This is a genomic window from Flavobacterium sp. AC267, from assembly GCF_979258715.1.
The window spans coordinates 1,076,270-1,097,651 of the sequence record NZ_OZ409875.1; the positions used below are offsets into that span (position 1 = coordinate 1,076,270).

Consider the following 21,382-nt stretch of genomic DNA (forward strand, 5'->3'; position numbering starts at 1 on the left):
TTTATAGATTTTTTAAAATTAAAACTTCGCAGTAAAACCAACAAGCATAGTTTTTACATACGGTGAATTTACGCTTCCACTCTCCGGATTATAGCCTCTGTGATTAGCAATGTTGATGTAGTTTTGCGCGTTCACATAAACATTTAATTGTTTTACCCAGTCAACATTTTTAATAACACTCGATAAATTATAAGCTAATTTTATGTTCTTAATCACAAAATAGTTCCAATCTCCATTCGTGCGATTTGACAAATAAACTTCTTGTGCGCCAGCTCTAGGAAAAGTTCCAGACGTATTGGTCGGACTCCACATTCTGTCATACGCATATTGAGTTGGAATATAATTTCTGTTTTGAATTTGATTTTCTCCAAAAACCATATAATTATTATCTTCATCAGAAGCCAGACCTGTTGCTCCCTGCCCATAAATATCTAAAGCCAGATTTTTGTAACTCAAGTTAGTTGAAATTCCATAAAAGAAATCTGGAGAAGTGGTTCCAATATTTACATAATCATCATTATTGATGATTTTATCATTGTTTTTATCGACATACATTTCTTCTCCCAGCTTAGCCGTCGGGCGAATTTGCTGATACGCCGTTAGTTGTTCCTGTGTCTGAATGATACCTGCAGATTCGCGCGCCCAAACACTATTTACCGGCTGGCCGACCATTAAATATTTAGCTATTCCTGAAGATGAACTGCCAACATTAATACGATCTACATCGCCATATAAGCTGACGATTTCATTTTTGTTTTTAGAGAAATTGGTACTTAAATCCCATTTAAAAGCGGAGTCGATTATCTGTACTTTTGCAGTAACTTCAAAACCAATGTTTTTAACTTCTCCAATATTTTGTAACATACTGTTATAACCCGAAGTTGTAGGAATGGGAACATTATACAACAAATCTGAAGTTTGTCTTTGGTAAAAATCTAAGTTTAGATCCAATCTGTTCCATAAGCTTAGATCCAGTCCCACATTATATTGAATATTGCGTTCCCATTTTAGATCAGGATTTCCAATAGTTTCTACAAATCCAAAAATTGGGTTATTTTCATAAACATAATTGGCTTTTACAAGTTTCGATAAAGATTGGTAATTACCAATTTCCTGATTACCAGTAACACCATAACTTGCTCTAAGTTTTAATGCCGTAATTGTTTTATTTTCTTTTAAGAAATTTTCCTTATCAATTCGCCAGCCTAATCCCAAAGAAGGAAAAAATCCCCATTTGTTATTATTTCCAAAACGAGATGATCCATCGTAACGGCCAGTCAATGTAAGTAGATATTTTTCGTCGTATGCATATGAAGCACGTGCGGTCCATGAAATTAATTTACTTGAATATTTAGTAGATGAATTGGTAATACTTCCTCTATCTGCATACGTAATATCATTTGCTCCCGTAGCATCATTTAGAAAACCAGATCCTCTTACACCTAAATCTTCATATACATATTCCTGCCAAGAATAAACTCCCGTTGCAGTAAAACTATGCTTATCATTCCAAGTATTAGAATAACTTAAAATATTATCCGTCAGCTGAGAAGTTTGTCTTCTGTAGTATTGGCTTCCTGTACCAGTACTTCCAGATCCAATTCCTGCTGTTGATTTTGAAGTATAATATTCATATTGCTTTTCATTAGAAATATCTACACCAAAATTGGTTTTAAAAGTTAAATTTTTAGCGAGCTTAAAATGAGCATAAACATCTCCTAAGATACGATCGGAGGAAATTTCATTTGTCATTTCTGAAGCCTCTGAAACAGGATTCCAAGTTCCTTCAAAATAAGAACTGATCGCTGGGTCTTCCGTTGCATAGTACCAGCTTCCATCAGCATTTTTTACTGGAATAGTTGGCCAGCCGTATCGAAAAATATCCCCAGTAGGATTATTGCGAATATCTCTTTGCGAACGCCCAACTTGTAAATGTGTTCCCACTGTAAGCCATGGTTTGTATTCATGATTCAGATTTGTTCTAAGTGTCATCTTTTTAAAACCAGAAGCTTCTACAATTCCGTCTTGCGAAAAAATATTTCCCGATAGCAGATATGTTGTGTTCTCTTTTCCTCCACTAAAAGATAAAGAATAATTTTTCATCAAAGCCATGTTTTGAATGACTTCATTCTGCCAGTCAACATTTGTATTTGGAGCAGGATTAGTGGCAGAGTAAACTGGTTTCCCAGTTGAATATGTATAAGCGTCATTAATGAAATTAACAAAATTATCCCTGCTTAACAATTTAGGCAGTCGCGTAGGAGTAGAGATACCGCTGGTGCCCACTATTTCCAAATTGTTTTGCCCTTTTTTTCCCTTTTTTGTTGTAATGAGAATAACACCATTTGCACCTCTTGAACCATATATCGCGACAGATGATGCATCTTTAAGAATTTCCATAGACTCAATATCGTTTGCGCTAATGTCATTCAAGTTGCTGTTAACCAAAGCAAAACCATCAACAACGATTAAAGGGTCATTGCCAGCACTAATAGAACCGTTTCCACGTATTCTTATTTTTGGCGAAGAACCAGGAGAAGAATCGTTGTTTAAAACTGCAACACCTGCAGCTCTACCTTGAACTGCTTCCAATGGATTTGAACTTGTTACTGTGGTTAGTACATCGCCTTTAATTTGAGTTATAGATCCAGTTAAATCACTCTTCTTCATCGTTCCGTAACCAACAACCACAACTTCTTTAAGTTCTGAAACTTCGTCGGAAAGTGTGATATTGATTGTAGAAGATTGAGCAACAGTTTTTTCGACTGTTTCTGAGCCGGTAGAACTAAAAATTAAAACGTCTGCCTGTATTTGCGTTTATGGAATATTTTCCATCTAAATCGGAGATCGCACTAATTTGAGATCCCTTAATTATGATGTTAGCTCCAGGAATAGGAATTCCGTTTGAATCGGTAATTGATCCAGATACCATTTTGTTCTGTGCAAGGCCAGTAAAATGAAACAAAATGGAAAAGATCAAAACAATCAAATGATTAATTTTGTTTTTCATAAGGATAATTTTGGTTAGATAAGTTGAGATAAACTTATTTATATCCTCACCTCTTTGTATCCTGTTCTATCCTGTTAAATATGAAGCCTCTAGGTATTTTTTTGTAAATATTTTACATATATTTTTTCGTGACTAGTTGATTTACTGGTTTTTAAGTTAATTGTTGTTAATTTAGTTTTAGCCTAAAAAAAGTGATAAATTTTTATAAAAAAACACATTATGTTAGTGATAATAAATTTATCTAATATTTAATTTTTAGCTTAATATTTGTAAATATGTGTTTTTTATTTACCAATATTTTAAATATATAACATCTGGTTTGTTTTGCAAAATTCAAAACAAAGAAAAAGTTTGCAAACAGAGAATGGTAAAAATTGAGAAAATTTTTGGGAAGAATAATTAGAATAGAGAGAAAATGAATCAGAACACAAAAATCATCCTATTGTTCATTTGAAATTGTATCGATTAAAATTTAAAAATAGTATTTTTGCACTATGGAAACAAATAGACAGAAAAAAATAGGCGGTGTCATTCAGAAAGATCTGGTTGATATTCTGCAAGGTGAAGTGCGAAAAAACGGAGTTACTAATCTGGTAATTTCGGTATCCAAAGTTAGTGTTACTTCAGACTTATCTGTAGCAACAGTATATTTAAGCATTTTTCCTCAAGAAAAAGCAAAAGAAACTTTAGAAGGAATTAAATCAAATACAACTTTAATAAAACATGATTTGTCACAACGTGTACGTTTGCAATTGCGTCGTGTACCAAATCTGGTATTCTTTATCGATGACTCTTTAGATTATATCGAAAAAATTGATAACGCTTTATCAAACAGAGAGAACCCAATCGAAAATCGTGATCTTTTAGAAAAAAGAAGAAAATCATAAATTGAATTTCCCCTTTACATAGCCAAACGCTATATTTTTAGCAGTAGTAAAAATAATGCTATTAATATTATTAACCGCATTGCCAGCATGGGAATCATTGTTGGCACGATGGCTTTGTTTGTTGTTTTATCTGTTTTCAGCGGCTTAAAAGTTTTTTAGTCTTTCGTTTACAAATGAAATCGATCCCGATTTAAAAATGGGAAGTACTTACGGAAAATCATTTCTCATTACGCCCGATCAGGAAAGTCAGATCAAGAAAATCAGCGGTGTTGCTTCTTACACCAAAATAATTGAAGAACGTGTTTTGTTTTTATTTAAAGACAAACAACAAGTTACTTACCTAAAAGGAGTTGACAGTTCTTATGCAGTTGTAAACGATATTAAGAAAAAACTTTACAGCGTGCCAATGGCTTAAACCAGACAGTTATCAGGTTGTAATTGGATACGGTTTATCTCAAAATTTTTCTATGGGAATTCTCGATTTTGAGAATCCGCGCAGGTTTTCGCGCCAAAACCCGGAAAAGGAGCAATCGAAAATCCTGAAGAAGCTTTTAACAAAACAGATGTATTACCTGTTGGAATTTACTCCATAAGTGAAGATTTAGATTCAAAATATGTCTTTGCAGATTTAGGTTTAGTGCAGGAATTATTAATGTATAAGACCAATCAAATCTCTGGAATTGAATTTAAACTCAAAGAAAATGCAGATGAAAATGCAGTAAAAAAGCAACTCAACTCTATTTTCAAAAATAAAATTACATTAAAAAACAGAGCACAATTAAACGAGTCGTTATACAAAATGCTTAACACTGAAAACATTGTTGTATATCTGATTTTTACTTTAGTAATCATTGTGGCACTTTTTAATTTAGTTGGAGCATTGATTATGATGATTTTAGAGAAAAAAGGAAATCTTAAAACGCTTTTTAATCTCGGAACAGAAATCAATAGTCTTAGAAAGATATTTTTACTTCAAGGTACTTTACTAAGCTTCTTTGGTGGTTTAATCGGACTTGCTTTGGGAGTAATCTTGGTGATTTTGCAATGACGAATATGAACTAATAATGATTACGCCAACTTTAGCTTATCCTGTTGTTTTTTCAGTAGAAAATGTTCTAATTGTAATGACGACGATTTTATCACTGGGATTTATCGCATCATTAATTGCAAGCGTACGCGTTAGCAAAAAACTGCTGGATTAATTTCTTCTTTAAAAATATTACTTATATTTACCGCCTTAAAAATCTACAGCATATGATTGTTTCTGCCTAATCCTATTTTATTTTTTACAATAATTAGGATACCTACAGTTTATTTTTTTAGTTCAGATCACATTACATCTGAGCCAATATTATCATTTATCCTAATATATCATGACAGAAACAATTATAAAGAAAAGTCTATTTTCTAAAATTTTTACCACTTTAAAAGCGACATTAAAAGGCGACGAATCATTTGATTATACTTCTGGAAGCATAAAGAAAGCCGTAATTCTATTGGCCATTCCGATGGTTTTAGAAATGATGATGGAATCGGTTTTTGCTTTAGTCGATTTATATTTCGTTGGGCATTTGGAGCACAGCAGTTTTGCTATTCAAACTGTTGGTTTAACCGAATCCGTATTAACCGTTATATATTCTCTAGCTATTGGAATGAGTATGGCGGCAACTGCAGTCGTTGCAAGACGAATTGGAGAAAAAGATCCTGTCGCCGTCGCAAAAGCATGAATGCAGGCCATTATTGTTGCAATTGCCGTAAACAGCGTTATGAGTGTTTTGGGAATTATTTATGCTAAAGATATTCTGCTCGCTTATGGGCGCATCTGCTGATGTCGCCGAACACGGTTTCGTATTTACACAGATCATGATTGGCTCCAGTTTATGTATTATGCTTTTGTTCCTGATTAACGGAATTTTTCGCGGAGCAGGAAACGCAAGCAATTGCAATGAAAAGTCTTTGGATAGCCAACATTTGTAATATCATTTTATGTCCAATTTTAATTAATGGTTTAGGGCCAATTCCTGCTTTCGGATTAGTTGGCGCCGCATTGGCAACAACAATCGGAAGAAGTATTGGAGTACTATATCAAGTTTATCATTTGTTCTTTGGCAACGGAATTTTAAAAATTAAGGTTTCATACTTCGCTCCAGATTTTAAACAAATCAAAGCTTTAGTAAAAATCGCGCGCCAGGAATTTTACAATTTGTAATTGCTTCTTGCAACTGGATTTTCTTAGCACAATTAGTAGCAACAACTGGCGGAGATCATGGTTCTGCAGGTTATCAAACCGCACTGAGAATTATGATGTTCTTTATTCTTCCAGCTTGGGGATTAAGTAATGCCGCGGCAACTTTGGTTGGACAAAATTTAGGTGCAAAACAAATCGAACGTGCCGAAAAATCGGTTTATACCACAGCAAGATATAACGTCATTTTTATGGCGACAATCATGATTATTACATTGGCTTTTGGAAAATATATTATTTCCTTTTTCACCAACGACGAATTGGTAAAAACAGTTGCTGTCGAAGCACTTCAAATTATGAGTGTCGGTTTTATTTTTTACGGAATCGGAATGGTTTTAATCAATACTTTTAATGGAGCAGGAGATACCTGGACACCAACAGGAATTAATTTCTTTGGGTTTTGGCTGTTTCAAATTCCACTGGCTTACGTACTGGCCAAACATTTTAATATGGGACCAACTGGCGTTTTCATTGCAATTCCAGTTGCTGAAACTGCAATTACTTTAGCTGGAATCTTTTTTTATAAAAGAGGAAAGTGGAAAAGAGTTCAAGTGTAATTAAACTAAAAAATGCCTTCAATATTGAAGGCATTTTTTGTTAGATAATTCATAAATTTGTAAGAAAAAGAGTGGATTTATTTTTCGTTTTTTATTATAAATAATACTATGAAAAAACATACTTACAATGAGAGTATAAACATGTATGAAATTGATCCAAGACATTTGGATGAAGGTATTAGTGTTGCAGAGAAAAAATCTTTTGATTCAATTCGTATCAGGGGGTTTGTTGATGATTGTGATTTTAAATGTCAACTAGATCTTACACCATTGGAAAATAAAATGTTTATTAAAAAATTATCAATCGATGACTCGTTTAAATTAAAAGGTAACAGTAATATTGATGCACTTTACACTATGGTTAAAATGAATGAACTTAGTGTGGCATTGCCAATATCTATTAATTTTTCTCATTTGAAACAATTACAAAAATTAGGTCTACATAAAAATAATAATTATGAAAATTTAAAGGAATTAATAAATTTAAAAGAACTCTATATCTCTAGATATACTAAAGAAAATTGTTCAGAGATAGGACATCTTAAAGAATTGACTTTTTTAAGATTAGATTACTCTAAGAATCTAATTTCACTTGCTGGTTTAGAAGAATTAAAAAATTTAAAGACTTGTTGGTTAATGAATAACTCTGATTTATCTAATGCAGATAGTTTGTCAGAATTAAATAATCTAGAAAGGTTGGATATAGAAGGTAGTAAAAAAATGGTCGATTATTCTTTTCTGAATAATAATCAAAGCATTAAGAAAATGATAATCTCTGATTTAGATTCTTTAGATTTTGTTCGAAATATGAAGAAATTAGAAACAATTAATTTTTGGAATTGTAAAAGTGGCGATTTATCACCCTTATTAGAATGTCAAACTTTAAAAGAGGTTTCGTTTCACCCTCATAAAAAACATTATTCTCATAAAAGAGAAGAGATAAATAATATATTATTAGAAAGGAATAAAGAATAGAAAATTATAAAAAAAGACCTTCAAATTTTTTGAAAGTCTTTTCGCTTACAGCTCTTTGTCAAAGTTCAAAACTTTGACAAAGATTAATAGATTTTAATCAACGCATAACCAGCGCAATATCGTTTGTATTTTTCTGTTACAAATAAAAGAATAAACGTATTCAGTTGTCATTTTGTACAATATTTCGTAATTTTTTTTCGTTAGATTTGAATTAACCAAAAACGAAATTCCTATGAAAAAAAAGATTCAATTTTTATCAGTTTTAAGTGCAGTAGTGTTTGGATTTCTTGCCTTCACAACATTAGACAAAAAAACTATTGTTATTGATGCAGGTCACGGTGGTCAAGATGCTGGCGTCGACGTGCGAGGTTTTGAGGAAAAAACAATTACTGAAGCAGTCGCAAAGAAAATAAAGGAATTAAATAAGAATGCAAATGTCGAAATTGTTTTACTTCGTGACGGAGATGTTAATATGGATTTAGCAGAAAGAGTTTCCAAAATAAACAACCTAAAACCAGATTTAGTAATTTCTCTGCATATTAGTACTAATAGAAATGTAAAAGCGAATGGAGTACGAGCTTATATTACTTCAAAGGAAACATTTCATGATCAATCAAAACAAATTGCTGAAACGGTAATTGATAAAATTGCAATTAATGGAAATCTTGAAAAAGGAAAAGTAACTGAAGCTCCTTTTTTTATTTTAAAAAATGCAGAATGCCCAGTTGTGCTTTTAGAAATGGGATATTTGTCTAATGAAAATGATAGAGACTATCTAACTAGTGAAAAGGGGCAGTCTGAAATTGCAGACAAAATCTTAGAATCAATAAAATAAAATCATAAAAAGACCTTCAAATTTTGAAGGTCTTTTTCGTTTACAGCTCTTTGTCAAAGTTCAAAACTTTGACAAAGATTATATTTATATTTTAAACAAACTCATAACCCGCATAAACCTGCTCAATTTCTTTCATAATATTGAATAAATCTTCAGGTGCATCAGTTGTAACTAATTTTTGTTTGAATTCTTTAAAAGAGTGAATTCCTTTGAAATAATTGGTATAATGACGACGCATTTCCACAATTCCCAAACGTTCGCCTTTCCATTCCATTGACCACATTAAATGATTTCTCGCGACTTCAACGCGATCAATAACCGTTGGAGCAGGTAAATGTTCACCTGTTTTAAAGAAATGCTTGATTTCGTTAAAAATCCACGGATACCCAATTGCGAGACGGCCAATCATGATTCCGTCAATTCCGTATTCGTTTTTATATTGTAATGCTTTCTCTGGACTGTCGATATCGCCGTTTCCAAAAATAGGCATAGTAATTCTTGGATTGTTTTTTACTCGTGCAATGTGCGACCAATCAGAATGGCCTTTGTACATCTGTGCACGTGTTCTGGCGTGAATGGTCAAAGCTTGAACGCCAATATCCTGAAGTCTCTCAGCAACTTCATCAATATTAATCGAACTTTCATCCCAGCCTAAACGTGTTTTTACTGTAACAGGCAAATCAGTTCCTTTAATAACCGCTTGTGTCAAACGTACCATCAAATCAACATCTTTTAAAACTCCTGCACCAGCACCTTTACAAACTACTTTTTTTACTGGACATCCAAAATTGATATCTACTAAATCTGGTTTTACTGTAGAAACAATTTTAGAAGACATTTCCATTGCTTCCTCATCACCACCAAAAATCTGGATTCCCACTGGACGTTCATAATCAAAAATATCCAGTTTCATACGGCTTTTTATAGCATCACGAATTAATCCTTCCGACGAAATAAATTCAGAATACATCATGTCAGCACCGTGCGTTTTGCATAATCTGCGAAACGGCGGATCACTAACATCTTCCATCGGAGCGAGTAATAAAGGAAATTCTGGTAATTCTATGTTGCCAATTTTGACCATCTTCAATATTTTTTGCAAAATTACAACATTTAGTTCAATTTGTACCAAATTGAGGTTCAAAGGTTCAGAGGGACAAAGTTGCAAAGGTTTTTCACAAATGAAATGCTTTTTTAGGTTTAAGAAACCTATGAACCTCTGAACCTTTGCAACTTTGTACCTTTAACGATAATCAAAAAACCGAATTGGTTTACGACTCATTGGATTGAAAACCAGTGGATTTAAAACTTCTTTTGAAGCAAATTCTATTTTGGGAGTTACTCTTAATTTGGCTCTAAAGTGATCTTTAATTTCTTGCAGAAATTCTGGAGTTTGATTTTTTGTGGCAATTTTAATCAGGATTTCATCTGTTCCCAAATCGTTTGTAGAGATTTCGATAAGATGATTTTCGATGTTATCAAAACTGCTCAAAACATCATTCATTGCTGGCGGATAAAGCGTTGTTCCTTTATATTTGATCATTTGTTTTTTACGGCCGACAACTGGACCAACACGGAAAGTATTTCTGCCGCACGCGCAAGGTTCGTTATGAAGCTGAACAATATCGCCAGTTTTAAAACGTAATAAAGGCATGGCTTCAATTCCTAAAGTTGTAAAAGTCAGTTCGCCGGTTTCTCCATTTTTTACAGGCTGATTTTCTTCATCCAAGACTTCAACAATAATCAATTCTGGATGATGATGCCCGCCTTTTCCGTGTTCACATTCTGTAAAAGCCGTACTCATTTCTGTAGAAGCATAAGTTGAAAACAACTTAATATTCCATTTATTGGTAATTTTTTCGATAAAATATTCATAGAAAAATCCTGTTCTCTCAAAGATTCTCCAATGCAGACAGCGCCTTTTATACTTGAATTATTATAATCAATTCCGTGTGCTTCAGCGTATTCAATTAGTTTTAGAAGAAAAGAAGGAACCGTAATTAAATAAGACGGATTGTATTTTAAAATAGAATCCCACTGCATTTCTGGAATTCCCGCACCAACACGAATTACGCCAACTTTCAGTTTTCTGAGACCGAGAAAATAAGCTAAACCAGCCATAAATTTTCTGTCAATTGTGGTCATTAACTGTACCACATCGCCTTCTGCAATTCCGGCGCAGGCAAAAGAAATCGCTTCGTTATAAGCCAATCGATCTAGATCTGAATCAGTTAAACCAAAAGTTACAGGATCGCCCAAAGTTCCAGAAGTCGAAGCGTAATCGATAATTTGATGCTCGCGGAACACACAAAAAATCATCATTATACTGCTGTAAATCTTCTTTTGTGGTAACAGGCAGAAATTGTAAATCTTCCAGCGTTTTCACTTTTGAAATATCAATATTTTGTCCCGCAAAAAGTCTTTTGTAAAAAGGAGAATTTTGACTGATATATTCTAAAAGTGCGACTAATTTTTGTTCTTGAAAAATTTTAATTTCTTCTAAAGAATCTTTTTCTATTGCTGGAATCATTGTAATTTTCTTTTGACTTTTTTTAAATATTTTTCAATCTTTTCTTTTTCAGGAACTGTAGTAATTTCATGGCTTAAAGCTTTTTCAAAATTAAGCTTGGCCTTCAGATATTCCTTTTTTTGGTAAAAGTACAATCCTGCCTTATAATATACAACCCAATAATCGGGGTTTAACGATTGATAATTCTGAATGAATTCTAGCGAAATAATTTCTTTCTTTTCGAGAAGCGAATCTATTTTATGATCTTCAATTTTAAACTTTTTAAAATTCTGAAAAGCAGTAGTTTCCAAAAATGGATCCTTGGCAATATTCAGATTTTCTTTTTGAAAAGATGCGACGCCATTTTTATTTTCACCAAAAATGGAATTCAAATCATAACATACAAATTCGCCCAATTGATACGGATTTGCAGAAACCCAGACTAATTTTTCTTTAGGTTTAAAAATAATTCCGTGATGTGCGAGCAGTTGATTGAGTGCTTTTTCATTTCCGTATCCTAAAGAAATGTCTTGTAAGCCATCTTTATTTCGAAGAATTTCTGAAGCAATTTCAGGATTTACTTTCGGATTTTCAGACAGCAATTCTTGCATCCTTTCCAATCGATATTCAGAATGGCTATTCAAAATTTGCTCTTGATTTCGTTTATCGGTCGCAAAAGCTTCTCCTTGAAAATGATTCGAACAGATTAATTGATCGCTGTTAGCAACATCGTAAACATCCATTTTATTGGGCGAAACTTCAATTAAAATGGCTTTGTTGTCAATGGCACTTCCTACCATAATAGATTCAGAAACAAATACTTTTCTCTTTTTTGCAATGGCTATGGCTTCGTTCAAATTCTGGGCATGCTGTAAAATTTCACGCGTCAAAATCGAAATAGGAGTTTTCGCGCTCAGCGGAATTTTAGATTTTGAAGCATTTATAGTTACAGTCAATCCTTCGTAATTCATTCCAGAAACCGCTCCGATCATTCCCGGCCACGTAACCATCATAAAAGGATAACCTTCTTTTGGTTTTATAAAGGCCGCTATTTTATTTTCCGCGAAAGCGTCATTCACATAAAAATCAAAATTTCGAGCGAGAATTAAATTTCCATCTTCCGATTTTTCGTTCCAAGTCGCAAACGAAGAACAGCCAACTAAAGCTAAATCCTGCAGTGCGTGGCCAATATCGTGTGCGGCGTGCAAATATAAACTGCGCTGATATTGCGGTGCGATATTATCAAATTCGTTCGAAGTATATTGCGAAACACCGTAAATTTCCGTCTGATATTCATTTGGAACATTCAAATATAATTTTCGATTGTACCATTTTAAAAACTGACGAAGCATTTTCTGCTGAAATTTAGACGGAATAAAATCGGTTATTTTGGAGAAAAAAATGCGCTGTTGTTTTTTCAAAAGCGAGTCGGTTAACGCGCCCGTTGTCAAACCAATTTCAAGCGGATCGCCTTCGACATATAATTCCCAAAGGCCTTGTTTATTTTTTAAAAATGAATCTTTTCCAGAGATAAAAGTGCTGTCAGATAATTTCTCGACAACAGGTTTTGTCGAATTATAAGTCGCAATATCGGGTTTATGATGTTTTGATTTTGATGTACCGCAGGAAATCAACAGACTGAAAAAACCGATAAGGAAGAAATAAGTAACTCGGCTTTTCATGATTCAATTATTCAGATGCTTTTTTAATTTTTTCCAGCAGATATTCTTTTCCTACAATTTCAGAGCAAGTTACAATCGCCCCAACCGTAACACCCAAGACACCGTGCATGTTAATACTTTGGCCTGTAAGATACAGATTTTCAAGTTTAGTTTTAGACGGAATTAAGGTTTTCATCGGATTATTAGAATCTTTAACATAACCGTACATATTACCGCCGTCACCGCCAATATAATCGCGATAAGAAAGCGGGGTAGAAGTATGTACCGATTTTATGCAGTCTTTGATTCCAGGAAATTTTTTCTCGATTTCAACTAAAAATGCAATGCTTTTTTGTCTTTGAATTCCTCGTAACTTTCACCTCGATCGTTTTCTTCAAAAGTGGTATTAAAAGTATTTGCCCAAGTTTTAACTTCATCATATTTCATGTACGTTAAAAAAGTCATTCCGTCTGCCCATTCTTCGTCTTTTTGCGACGGATTCATTGAAGCCATAAAAGTTTTGGGCCATGAATTTTCGTCATAATCATAAGCGGTCCAAACATCATTGGCACTTTTAAAATGATAATAATTATGATTGATATATTTGAAAGTTTTGGGTTTAAAAACAATATAAAGACTAAATGCAGAAAGTACACTTTCGAGGTTTTGAATTCTATTGAAAAATGGTTTTCGGAAGTTTTCCTGACCCGCCATTTTCAAAGTCGTTTTAGGTTCGATGTTAGAAATAAAATACGTTCCCGAAACTTCAGAACCGTCTTTCATCTTTACAGAATTCACTTTTTGGTTTTCAACCTCAAATTTGGTTACTTCTTTATGTTTAAAAAATTCGCGCCGTATTTTTTAAGTTGTTTCAGAAGTTGCTTCGTTATCTGACTGCCTCCATTTATACAGCGCCAAGAACTTTCTATATACGAATTGACAATCAGAGCGTGTACATAAAAAGGTGATTTTTCGGCAATCCCGGCGTAGAGAAAATTGGATCCTGCCAAAACGGCTTTCAATTTTTCATTTTGGGTAAAAGAATCAATAGTTTCTTTCGCGTTAAGCGTTAGAATTTCAGTATCATATTTTCCGTCAGATTGTAAATTGTAAAGTGGAAAAGCTTTGCAGACTTCTTTTATTTTTTGGCAGTAGTTGAAAAGGTTTTCTCTTTCTTCGGGAAAGTAATTCGCTAATTGTTCAATAAAATTTTCGACACCCTGCGCATGCGGATATTCGATTTTATCATCTTCAAAAGAAATAATATCAAAACCATTTTCATCTAATTTTTTCAGATTTAAATGATCCCTTATGCCAATATACTTAAAATATTGATTTAGATTTTGGCCTTCGCCTAAACCTCCGATATAATGAATTCCCGTGTCAAAAATGGTTTTGTCCCTAACAAAAGTCTGGAGATTGTCGCCGTATTGATTGTTTTTTTCGAGCACACAAACGCTGTAGCCTTCTTTTGCCAGAATAACGGCAGAAACCAATCCGCCTAAACCGTCGCCAATTATGACTACATCGTACTGCTCTTTCATTATTTTTTCTTTAAAACAACTAAATTATTTTCTTCAGAAACAATTTCAAAATCCGGATTTGGAAACTGATTTTTTAAAAGAAAACAATTCACTAAAATTACAAAAGAAACATTTTGAATTACTTTTTCAATCTCATTCTTATAACTTTCATCAGAAATTAATAAAGTATCAAATTGATTGTCAAGCGCCAATTCGAATTGATCGAGATATACTATTTTTCTTTTTGTTACAATGTAATTTGTTTTTGCAACCAGCAACTTTTCTTCCTCATTAATAAAAGAAAATATCTTTCGTCGCGGTTCCTGCAAAGCCATTAAAACATCCAGCTGACCATAATCGTTTCCTAAATGCAGGATTTTTGCTTTTGGCTCAATGTGTTTATTTAAGTTGTAATACGTTTCTAGATTGTGTTGTAAATCTTTTTTAACACTATTACCGATTTCTATTTCTTTGTAATCGTAACTGGCAATCAGCATTTTTTTGAAGTAATCGGGACCTTCAAACTGCTCGCGTATTTTTCGATATTCTGCTTTAAAAAATGAACTTATTTGTTTGGTTCTTTCTGCATAATTTGTTCCGAATGAATGATCATCTGGAGTAATTCTTTTTAAAATAGAAACCGTTAATTTTCCGTGATGAATGACAAAATCACCTTTCGGAATTAATTCTGATGCGCCATGGATAACAATCGGAATTATATCTAAATTGAATTCTTCGGCAAGGAAAAAAGCACCTTTATGGAATCGCTTGATTACATTATTCTCTGAACGAGTTCCTTCTGGGAAAATCATTAAAGAATAGCCTTCTTCTATTTTTTTACGCAAATGTTCCACGCCGCCTTCCAAACCTTCAGAAACAGGATAAAATCCAGCTTTTCTAACTACACCGCCAAAAATCGGAGAATTATAAACCCAGTCGCTTACTAGGAAAATAATTTTCGGACTCAGCATTCCGATGGTCAGAATGTCTATAAACGAAGAATGATTGGCAATAATTACAGCTGGTTTTTCGAAGGTTTCATTAAAATTATTAATGACATTTTTACGTATAAACGGATTCGAATACAATACCGATTTCATGAATTTTGAAATCACATATCGAAAGCCTTTCATTTTTGCTTTTTTGTTAATTGGTGAAATTGGCATGATTGTAAAACTTAAAATCGACATTACAATACCGCCAAGACCATAATAAGCAAACGAAATTACGCCGTGAATAAATGTTCGCAATTGAAAAGGAGGATTTCCTTTTTTAGGACGATTCGACAGAAATAATTTAAAAAGAATAGGATAAAATATAAACGTAATAATCAAAGCGGCAAAAACCCCAATTAAAGAAACTGCTGAAATAGAAGTCAATGCGGGATGTTTGGCAAATATCATGGCGCCAATTCCTAAAATGGTAGTAATAACTGCCAGTATAATAGATGTTCTGTAAACTGCAATATCATTAACTCCGGTAGAATATTCTTTTTGTAATGCGCTGGTCATAAAAATACTGAAATCAACTCCGTGACCAAAAATCAAAGTGCAGACAATCATGCTGAAAATATTCATTTGAATGCCAAAAATTCCCATAATTCCTGCCGTTACAATTCCAGTTAAAGCAATTGGAATACAGCTGATAATGACCAATTCAATTCTTCGGAAAAAGAAAAATAGAATCAAGATTACGGCAACAAAAGAATAATTTACAAGCGAATTAAAATCGGTTTTTAAAGTACTGAAAAACGTTTCGTTCATCTGCTGGCGATCGATTGCAATTACATTTTCTTTTACAGAAGCCGATTTTACAAATGCATCACGCTGTTCTGGCGCGACTTTTACCAAACTTGAAATCGTATAAAAACCGTTTTTCTCCGTTATAAATTCTTGTAATTGTAAAGCTTTTATTTTCAAATAATCATCTGCTGTAATCGGTTTGAAATCAAAATTCAAATGATCAAAAAACAGATTGTATGTTGTGGGTTTAAAGCCAAGTTTGGAACCTTCATTGATTAATTCTGATTGTACGAATTGTTTTTTTTGCGAAGTCCAAAATGAATTCCATTTCTCAATTTTCTGAAGCTGTGCTTTTTGAGAAAGTACAATACCGCCAATTGAACTAAAGTTTAAAATTTTATCGTGTTGTTTGTCTGCATTTAAATCTCCAAAAAAGTCGCGTATTGTGCTGTAAAGCTTCTTCCATACTTTTTCCGTATGAAGCCACATATATCGTTTTGGAAGTTAAACTGGTGCTTTCTTCCAATTCTTTCTCGGCATTTTTAATGTCTTTCGGAATAAAATTGAGCTGAGATAAATCGTTATTAAAACCAACATCATTATAAGTAAAACAGCAAATAATGGTAATAATGACACAGAATCCGATTAGGATTTTATTATTGTGAAAAGAAAAATGAGCCATTTTATCAATCACATTTTTTTTGTGTTCTGCCGGATTTTCTTTTGGTTTGTATAAATGCGGGACAATTAAAAGCGAGAAAACTCCAGTTGCCATAACAATTACTGCGGCGAAAATTCCGAGATCATTCAACGCATCAGATTTTACAAAAAGCAGACATAAAAAAGCAACCGCAGTTGTAGAACTGCTCATAATTACCGGCATTGTAATGTCTTTGTACAACGTTTTTACATCGCTGTTGTGCTTGTAATGCGTGAGGATATGAATGGAGTAGTCAATTGTAATACCCAATAAAATAGAACCAATTCCTAAAGAAATTGCAGAAATCTGTTCTCTGACAAAATATAAAAAGGCAACCGCAAACAAACCTCCAAATACAGTTGGAAGGAAGATTATAAGCGGAATTAAAATTTTACGATAGAATAAAATCAGAATGAGCATTAAAGTAAACATCGCAATTGATGTCGTTAAAATAATGTCGCTCTTAATTTGATTGGCATTTGCAACCGCAATTAAAGCAGAACCAAAATAACTGATAGAAGTTTTTCCTTTATATTTCTGATTCAAATTTTCTTGAATCGATCTGAGCTTTTCGGCAAAAATAGTATTCTGGTCTGTTTCGCTCGAAGGAATATTTGAAGTGATAAAAAGAAGTAATTTCTTTTTGTCTTTCGTCATAACAAAACCATTGTCGAGCGTAAAATCGTCGCCAATATTTAACTGCTGTAATTTTTTTAAAGCGATAAAAGAAATTCCAAACGGATCCTGAAGGATAAAATCTTTTGTAACAAATCCTGAAGGAGAAATAATTGATTTGTAATTTCCCTGAACGGTAGCCGCAATGCTGTCTTTTTGCAGTTTCTGTTGAATGTTTTGATAATCTTTATCATCCAGAAAAAACGGCAGATTGTTGTAAACAAAATCGATAGTTTCCTGAATGTTTTCTTCGTCTATTTTTCCTTGAATTCCAGTTATAAAAGGTTTGCAGGATTTAGAAACGCTGTCTGAAAATTGAGAAGCCATTTCCTTTAAATCATCAGCAGATCCGTTTTTTTCGAGTTTGAAAATTACGGTAGTTTTATCAGCAAAGTTTAATTGTTTTAAAACTTTTGCGGTAACATCGGTTTTATCGTTTGTTGGAATAAGTTTGGTAATATCTTCTTCAAATTTCAATTTGGAAGCAAAAAATCCAAAAATGAGCAACATCAAAACAGCCAAAAAAACCGAAAGAGATTTTCTTCGATTTACAAATAAATGAATGGCGTAGAAGTATTGATGCATGATTATGGTTTAAAGTTTTTTGCCACGAATTTCACGAATTTCCGCTAATTCTTTTTGCTAGAGATTAATGTGATTTACACTGATTTGCAATGTCGCGAATTTCAGAAATTTAAATAAATTAATTCGTGCTAATTCGTGAAATTTGTGGCAAAAAGATCGTTTTAATCTTGGGCAATATTTGGCAAACTTAATTTAAATATTCGTTTTCTTTTTACTAAAAGCCGTTAAAAGTAAATAACTTATAAAACCAACTGATAGCGCTGAAACGGTTGCTAAAATAAGACTTCCCACGATATATTGTGCAAGCATTTTTTTGAATATCCTCAAACGTCATCGAAGTATCTAAAATAAGAGGCGCATCACTTGTAACGAAAAAACTGCCAATTTTCAAAGAACCATAAATAATAAGGGGTATAAAAGGCGGAAAACTCACATTAGAAGTCAAATAAGCAATCACTTTATTCAGCCGAAAAATGGCCGCAAAAGTAAATAGCAGTATAGTTTGAAATCCCCAAAAAGGAGAAAGTCCAATAAAAATTCCCAAAGCAATGGCGACCGATTTTTTAAAATCAGAATCGGAACTTTCTAAAATATCTTCGAGAAAGAACTTTTTAAATCCTTTTTTTTTGCTCTTCTAAAGAAATCTCTTGGTTTGATGTACAACAAAGCATTGGTCACCAAAACCGTATTTAGAATACTGATTCTGGTAAAATCTTTAAACGGACGAAAATGAGAAACCCTTTCAGCAGGATCATACAAAACCTGAATCGGAATGTTTTTTACAACAATACCTTTCCAAGTCGCGCGTACTATCACTTCGATTTCAAATTCAAACTTATTGGTATAAAATCGCTTTGGCAATAATCGAAGCGGATATAATCTAAAACCTGACTGTGTATCGTCCAGCTTAATTCCAGTTTCAAACTTAAACCAGAAATTAGAAAATTTGTTACCAAAGTCGCTTTTCTTCGGAACATTTTCCTGCGTCATATTACGGCTTCCGATCAAAAGAGAATTGGGTTCGTTTTGAATTGCTTCAATAAAAATCGGAATATCTGCGACAAAATGCTGTCCGTCAGAATCTATCGTAATGGCATATTCAAAATTCAATTCGAGTGCTTTTCTAAATCCATTTCGAAGCGCACATCCCTTTCCTAAATTTTTAGGATGGTGGATTTGTGTCAGCTCCGAATATTGCTTTAAAATTTCGCTGGTCGAATCGGTTGAGCCATCATTAACAATGATAAGATTTGAGGTGAAATCTAAAATAGAATCCAGTACTTTTTTCAAGGTTTTTTGGTTATTGTAAGTGGGTACAATAACACAAAAGTTAGTCGAATTAAGCAATTCCTGCTGTAGTTTCATCTGCTTACTTCACGAATTGTTTCTCTTTGGCAGAGAAACTTTTAGATTGCAAAACAAAGTCTTTTACATACTCTTTCAAAGCGACATTTTGCTCTGCATAATGTGCCGTGATGTATTTTTTATCCTCTTTAATGTTTTTCTTATAACCAGTTATTCCAGGAACATTTTCCTGAATGCTTAAACGAATCAATCGAATTTCTATATTGTTAGGTTCAGTCGCAATAACAGATTCAAGCAGTTTTGCACCTTCTTTAAAACGAGAAATTTTATTTCCCAATATACTTTCAAATTTAGAATCTAATAGAATTGAAGCCGCTTTGTAAGCCACCAAAATTTTATCATCATTGTTTGAAACGCCCGAAAGTTTTTCTACAAAATCTTTAGCATTATTTTCAGATTTTGCAACATCTGTATACATTTTGCGAATCGAAGCCAAGTCTGGCGTGCCCGCAAAATTTACCCATAAAAGTAATGTCAATAATAGTTTCATAATTATATTTTTTTATACACATTGCTCAGCTTTAGAGCAGTCGTGTCGTTAAAGTAAGTCGTGTTTTTCACTTTTACCAAATTGTCTTCGGTAGTTGTAATATCAAGTTCTAATCGTAATTCTGGAGTTACCTCAGGATTAATCAGCGCCATAAATTTTACATTTGCCAAAGATTGAATCATCAAAGAACTTTTTGTAATAGATTCTGTAAGTTCCTTGATAATCTGAATCATGCAAACACCAGGCATAATAGGATTTCCAGGGAAATGCCCTTTAAAAACCTCATGTTTTTCATTGATTAAAATTGTAATACTATATTTTGTATCAGAGATTTTCTCTTCTGATTGTATTTTGTAAAAATCTTTTAAAATCATATTTTTTATTTTCCAAATGAATAGGAAATTCCTAATTGAAGATTAATATTCGTATTATAATCTCCAAATAAATAATAATTATTGGAGTCATTTTGATAATAATCACTGCTCAAAACGTCAAGAAGCCCTTTTTTAAATCGTGCTTCAAATGTCAAACCAGAAGGCAGGGCATAAGCAACACCCAAAACCAACCCAAGATCATTCTGAGCTTTTCTAACCGCAAGATTATCATTTAACAATAGGTCTAAAGTTGGCCCGGCTTGTAATTGAATTCCTGGTCCAAACGTAAATTTATTTATTACAGAAAGTGATAAATAATTTATTTCAAGATCCAGATATTCGGTTTTATTAGTCTGCGTATTTTCGTCAAAATATTTTCTGGCAACATCATTAGAACCTTGTCTGGTGTAATTAATTTCCGGTCGTAAGCGCATAATGCTTCGTTATATTAATTGCCGCAAAACCACCAGCATAAAAATCTGTTTTATAGTTGGCGTGCATTTCAGAAATTGTCGAAAAACTAAATCCAGCTCTTAAACCTGGTTTAACAGATACTTGGGCTTGTGTATGTAATACCGCAAAAAAACAGCAGTTAAAAAGACAATTCTTTTCATGCTTTTTTATTTTATTTTGAACGTATAACTAATCCCAATCTGGAAAACCTGATTTAAAATTACATCATCGTAATAATAATCATTATCATTATAAAATCCGTTGTAACCATAAATATCAACCAATCCTTGTTTGATTCTCGCTTCAAAAGTCAAACCGTTTGGTAGCGTATATCCAACGCCTCCAACAATGGCAAGATCATAATCTTCAGGATTTGTATTGATATAATTATCATCAATTTTTATATCTAAAGACGGTCCTGCTAAAACGTGAAAACCACCGCCATTAAAGTTAAATTTAGCAACCGCTCCAAGCGTTATATAATTTAATTCATAATTTACATAACGATAGTTATTGCCGTTTCCAATATATTCTCTTCCTTCATCACCTTGTCTTGAATACGTTATCTCTGGCTGTAACGAAAAAAACTTGTTGAATTTAATGTTTACTAATCCACCAACATAGAAATCTGTTTTAGAATTATTATCATCAATATTAGTTAAAGTAGATATATTTAAACCGCCGCTGAAGTCCTGGACTAACTTTTACTTGTGCTTGCGATGATATTCCGATAAATAAAACGAAGGCAATTAAGGCTATTTTTTTCATCTTTGGATTAGTTTAGTTTTATGATTAG

11 protein-coding genes and 7 pseudogenes are annotated in these 21,382 nt (G+C 33.0%); 5 read left to right on the forward strand and 13 right to left on the reverse strand.

Features of this window, described 5'->3' with window-relative positions:
• Positions 1-18: 18 nt before the first annotated feature.
• The gene (locus ACZZ95_RS05685; protein WP_463471628.1) at positions 19-2,811 is read right to left on the reverse strand and encodes a SusC/RagA family TonB-linked outer membrane protein; all 2,793 of its coding nucleotides are present in this window, start codon (positions 2,809-2,811) and stop codon (positions 19-21) included.
• The gene (locus ACZZ95_RS05690) at positions 2,786-3,010 is read right to left on the reverse strand and encodes a carboxypeptidase-like regulatory domain-containing protein (protein ID WP_463468347.1); all 225 of its coding nucleotides are present in this window, start codon (positions 3,008-3,010) and stop codon (positions 2,786-2,788) included. Before ACZZ95_RS05690 ends, ACZZ95_RS05685 begins: the two co-directional genes overlap by 26 nt.
• A gap of 494 nt (positions 3,011-3,504) precedes the next feature.
• Here ACZZ95_RS05690 and rbfA point away from each other — a divergent pair, with 494 nt between their 5' ends.
• The 5 genes and pseudogenes from rbfA (at position 3,505) to ACZZ95_RS05715 (ending at position 8,509) form a co-directional block, all read left to right on the forward strand.
• The gene (gene rbfA / locus ACZZ95_RS05695; RefSeq protein WP_095952798.1) at positions 3,505-3,897 is read left to right on the forward strand and encodes a 30S ribosome-binding factor RbfA; all 393 of its coding nucleotides are present in this window, start codon (positions 3,505-3,507) and stop codon (positions 3,895-3,897) included.
• Positions 3,898-5,099 (forward strand): annotated as a pseudogene (locus tag ACZZ95_RS05700) (ABC transporter permease).
• A gap of 171 nt (positions 5,100-5,270) precedes the next feature.
• A pseudogene (locus tag ACZZ95_RS05705) lies at positions 5,271-6,699 on the forward strand (MATE family efflux transporter).
• Between the two features lie 108 nt (positions 6,700-6,807).
• Positions 6,808-7,674, forward strand: a complete 867-nt coding sequence (locus tag ACZZ95_RS05710; protein WP_463468348.1) for a leucine-rich repeat domain-containing protein — start codon at positions 6,808-6,810, stop codon at positions 7,672-7,674.
• A gap of 232 nt (positions 7,675-7,906) precedes the next feature.
• On the forward strand, positions 7,907-8,509 hold the full coding sequence (locus tag ACZZ95_RS05715; RefSeq protein ID WP_095952795.1) for an N-acetylmuramoyl-L-alanine amidase family protein: 603 nt from the start codon (positions 7,907-7,909) through the stop codon (positions 8,507-8,509).
• Positions 8,510-8,600: 91 nt separating this feature from the next.
• On the opposite strand, the gene dusB is transcribed toward ACZZ95_RS05715, so the two are convergent.
• The 11 genes and pseudogenes from dusB to ACZZ95_RS05770 all read right to left on the reverse strand — a co-directional run bounded on the left by dusB (position 8,601) and on the right by ACZZ95_RS05770 (position 21,354).
• The gene (dusB, locus tag ACZZ95_RS05720; protein ID WP_463468349.1) at positions 8,601-9,593 is read right to left on the reverse strand and encodes a tRNA dihydrouridine synthase DusB; all 993 of its coding nucleotides are present in this window, start codon (positions 9,591-9,593) and stop codon (positions 8,601-8,603) included.
• 159 nt (positions 9,594-9,752) lie between these two features.
• Positions 9,753-11,039: pseudogene (flxY, locus tag ACZZ95_RS05725) on the reverse strand (flexirubin biosynthesis putative acyl-CoA ligase FlxY).
• On the reverse strand, positions 11,036-12,700 hold the full coding sequence (locus tag ACZZ95_RS05730; protein ID WP_463468350.1) for a C45 family autoproteolytic acyltransferase/hydolase: 1,665 nt from the start codon (positions 12,698-12,700) through the stop codon (positions 11,036-11,038). Before ACZZ95_RS05730 ends, flxY begins: the two are co-directional and overlap by 4 nt.
• A 7-nt stretch (positions 12,701-12,707) precedes the next feature.
• Positions 12,708-14,223 (reverse strand): annotated as a pseudogene (locus tag ACZZ95_RS05735) (phytoene desaturase family protein).
• Entirely contained in the window at positions 14,223-16,433 is a 2,211-nt protein-coding gene (locus ACZZ95_RS05740) for a 1-acyl-sn-glycerol-3-phosphate acyltransferase (protein ID WP_463468351.1), read from the reverse strand. Before ACZZ95_RS05740 ends, ACZZ95_RS05735 begins: the two are co-directional and overlap by 1 nt.
• The gene (locus tag ACZZ95_RS05745; RefSeq protein ID WP_463468352.1) at positions 16,342-17,904 is read right to left on the reverse strand and encodes an MMPL family transporter; all 1,563 of its coding nucleotides are present in this window, start codon (positions 17,902-17,904) and stop codon (positions 16,342-16,344) included. Before ACZZ95_RS05745 ends, ACZZ95_RS05740 begins: the two co-directional genes overlap by 92 nt.
• A gap of 192 nt (positions 17,905-18,096) precedes the next feature.
• Positions 18,097-19,269 (reverse strand): annotated as a pseudogene (locus ACZZ95_RS05750) (DUF2062 domain-containing protein).
• A 4-nt stretch (positions 19,270-19,273) separates the two neighbouring features.
• Positions 19,274-19,759: a hypothetical protein gene (locus ACZZ95_RS05755; protein ID WP_463468353.1), complete on the reverse strand. Its 486-nt coding sequence runs from the start codon at positions 19,757-19,759 to the stop codon at positions 19,274-19,276.
• A 2-nt stretch (positions 19,760-19,761) separates the two neighbouring features.
• Positions 19,762-20,133: a 3-hydroxyacyl-ACP dehydratase gene (locus ACZZ95_RS05760; RefSeq protein WP_463468354.1), complete on the reverse strand. Its 372-nt coding sequence runs from the start codon at positions 20,131-20,133 to the stop codon at positions 19,762-19,764.
• Positions 20,134-20,138: 5 nt separating this feature from the next.
• Positions 20,139-20,757, reverse strand: a pseudogene (locus ACZZ95_RS05765) (outer membrane beta-barrel protein).
• Positions 20,754-21,354: pseudogene (locus ACZZ95_RS05770) on the reverse strand (porin family protein). The pseudogenes ACZZ95_RS05765 and ACZZ95_RS05770 overlap by 4 nt, the downstream one beginning before the upstream one ends.
• Positions 21,355-21,382: the final 28 nt, after the last annotated feature.

Bases quoted from the DNA above. Each gene is read 5' to 3' on its own strand.
- ACZZ95_RS05690 (WP_463468347.1), bottom strand. From the start codon at position 3,010: ATGAAAAACAAAATTAATCATTTGATTGTTTTGATCTTTTCCATTTTG.
- rbfA (WP_095952798.1), top strand. From the start codon at position 3,505: ATGGAAACAAATAGACAGAAAAAAATAGGCGGTGTCATTCAGAAAGAT.
- ACZZ95_RS05710 (WP_463468348.1), top strand. From the start codon at position 6,808: ATGAAAAAACATACTTACAATGAGAGTATAAACATGTATGAAATTGAT.
- ACZZ95_RS05715 (WP_095952795.1), top strand. From the start codon at position 7,907: ATGAAAAAAAAGATTCAATTTTTATCAGTTTTAAGTGCAGTAGTGTTT.
- dusB (WP_463468349.1), bottom strand. From the start codon at position 9,593: ATGGTCAAAATTGGCAACATAGAATTACCAGAATTTCCTTTATTACTC.
- ACZZ95_RS05730 (WP_463468350.1), bottom strand. From the start codon at position 12,700: ATGAAAAGCCGAGTTACTTATTTCTTCCTTATCGGTTTTTTCAGTCTG.
- ACZZ95_RS05740 (WP_463468351.1), bottom strand. From the start codon at position 16,433: ATGTGGCTTCATACGGAAAAAGTATGGAAGAAGCTTTACAGCACAATA.
- ACZZ95_RS05745 (WP_463468352.1), bottom strand. From the start codon at position 17,904: ATGCATCAATACTTCTACGCCATTCATTTATTTGTAAATCGAAGAAAA.
- ACZZ95_RS05755 (WP_463468353.1), bottom strand. From the start codon at position 19,759: ATGAAACTATTATTGACATTACTTTTATGGGTAAATTTTGCGGGCACG.
- ACZZ95_RS05760 (WP_463468354.1), bottom strand. From the start codon at position 20,133: ATGATTTTAAAAGATTTTTACAAAATACAATCAGAAGAGAAAATCTCT.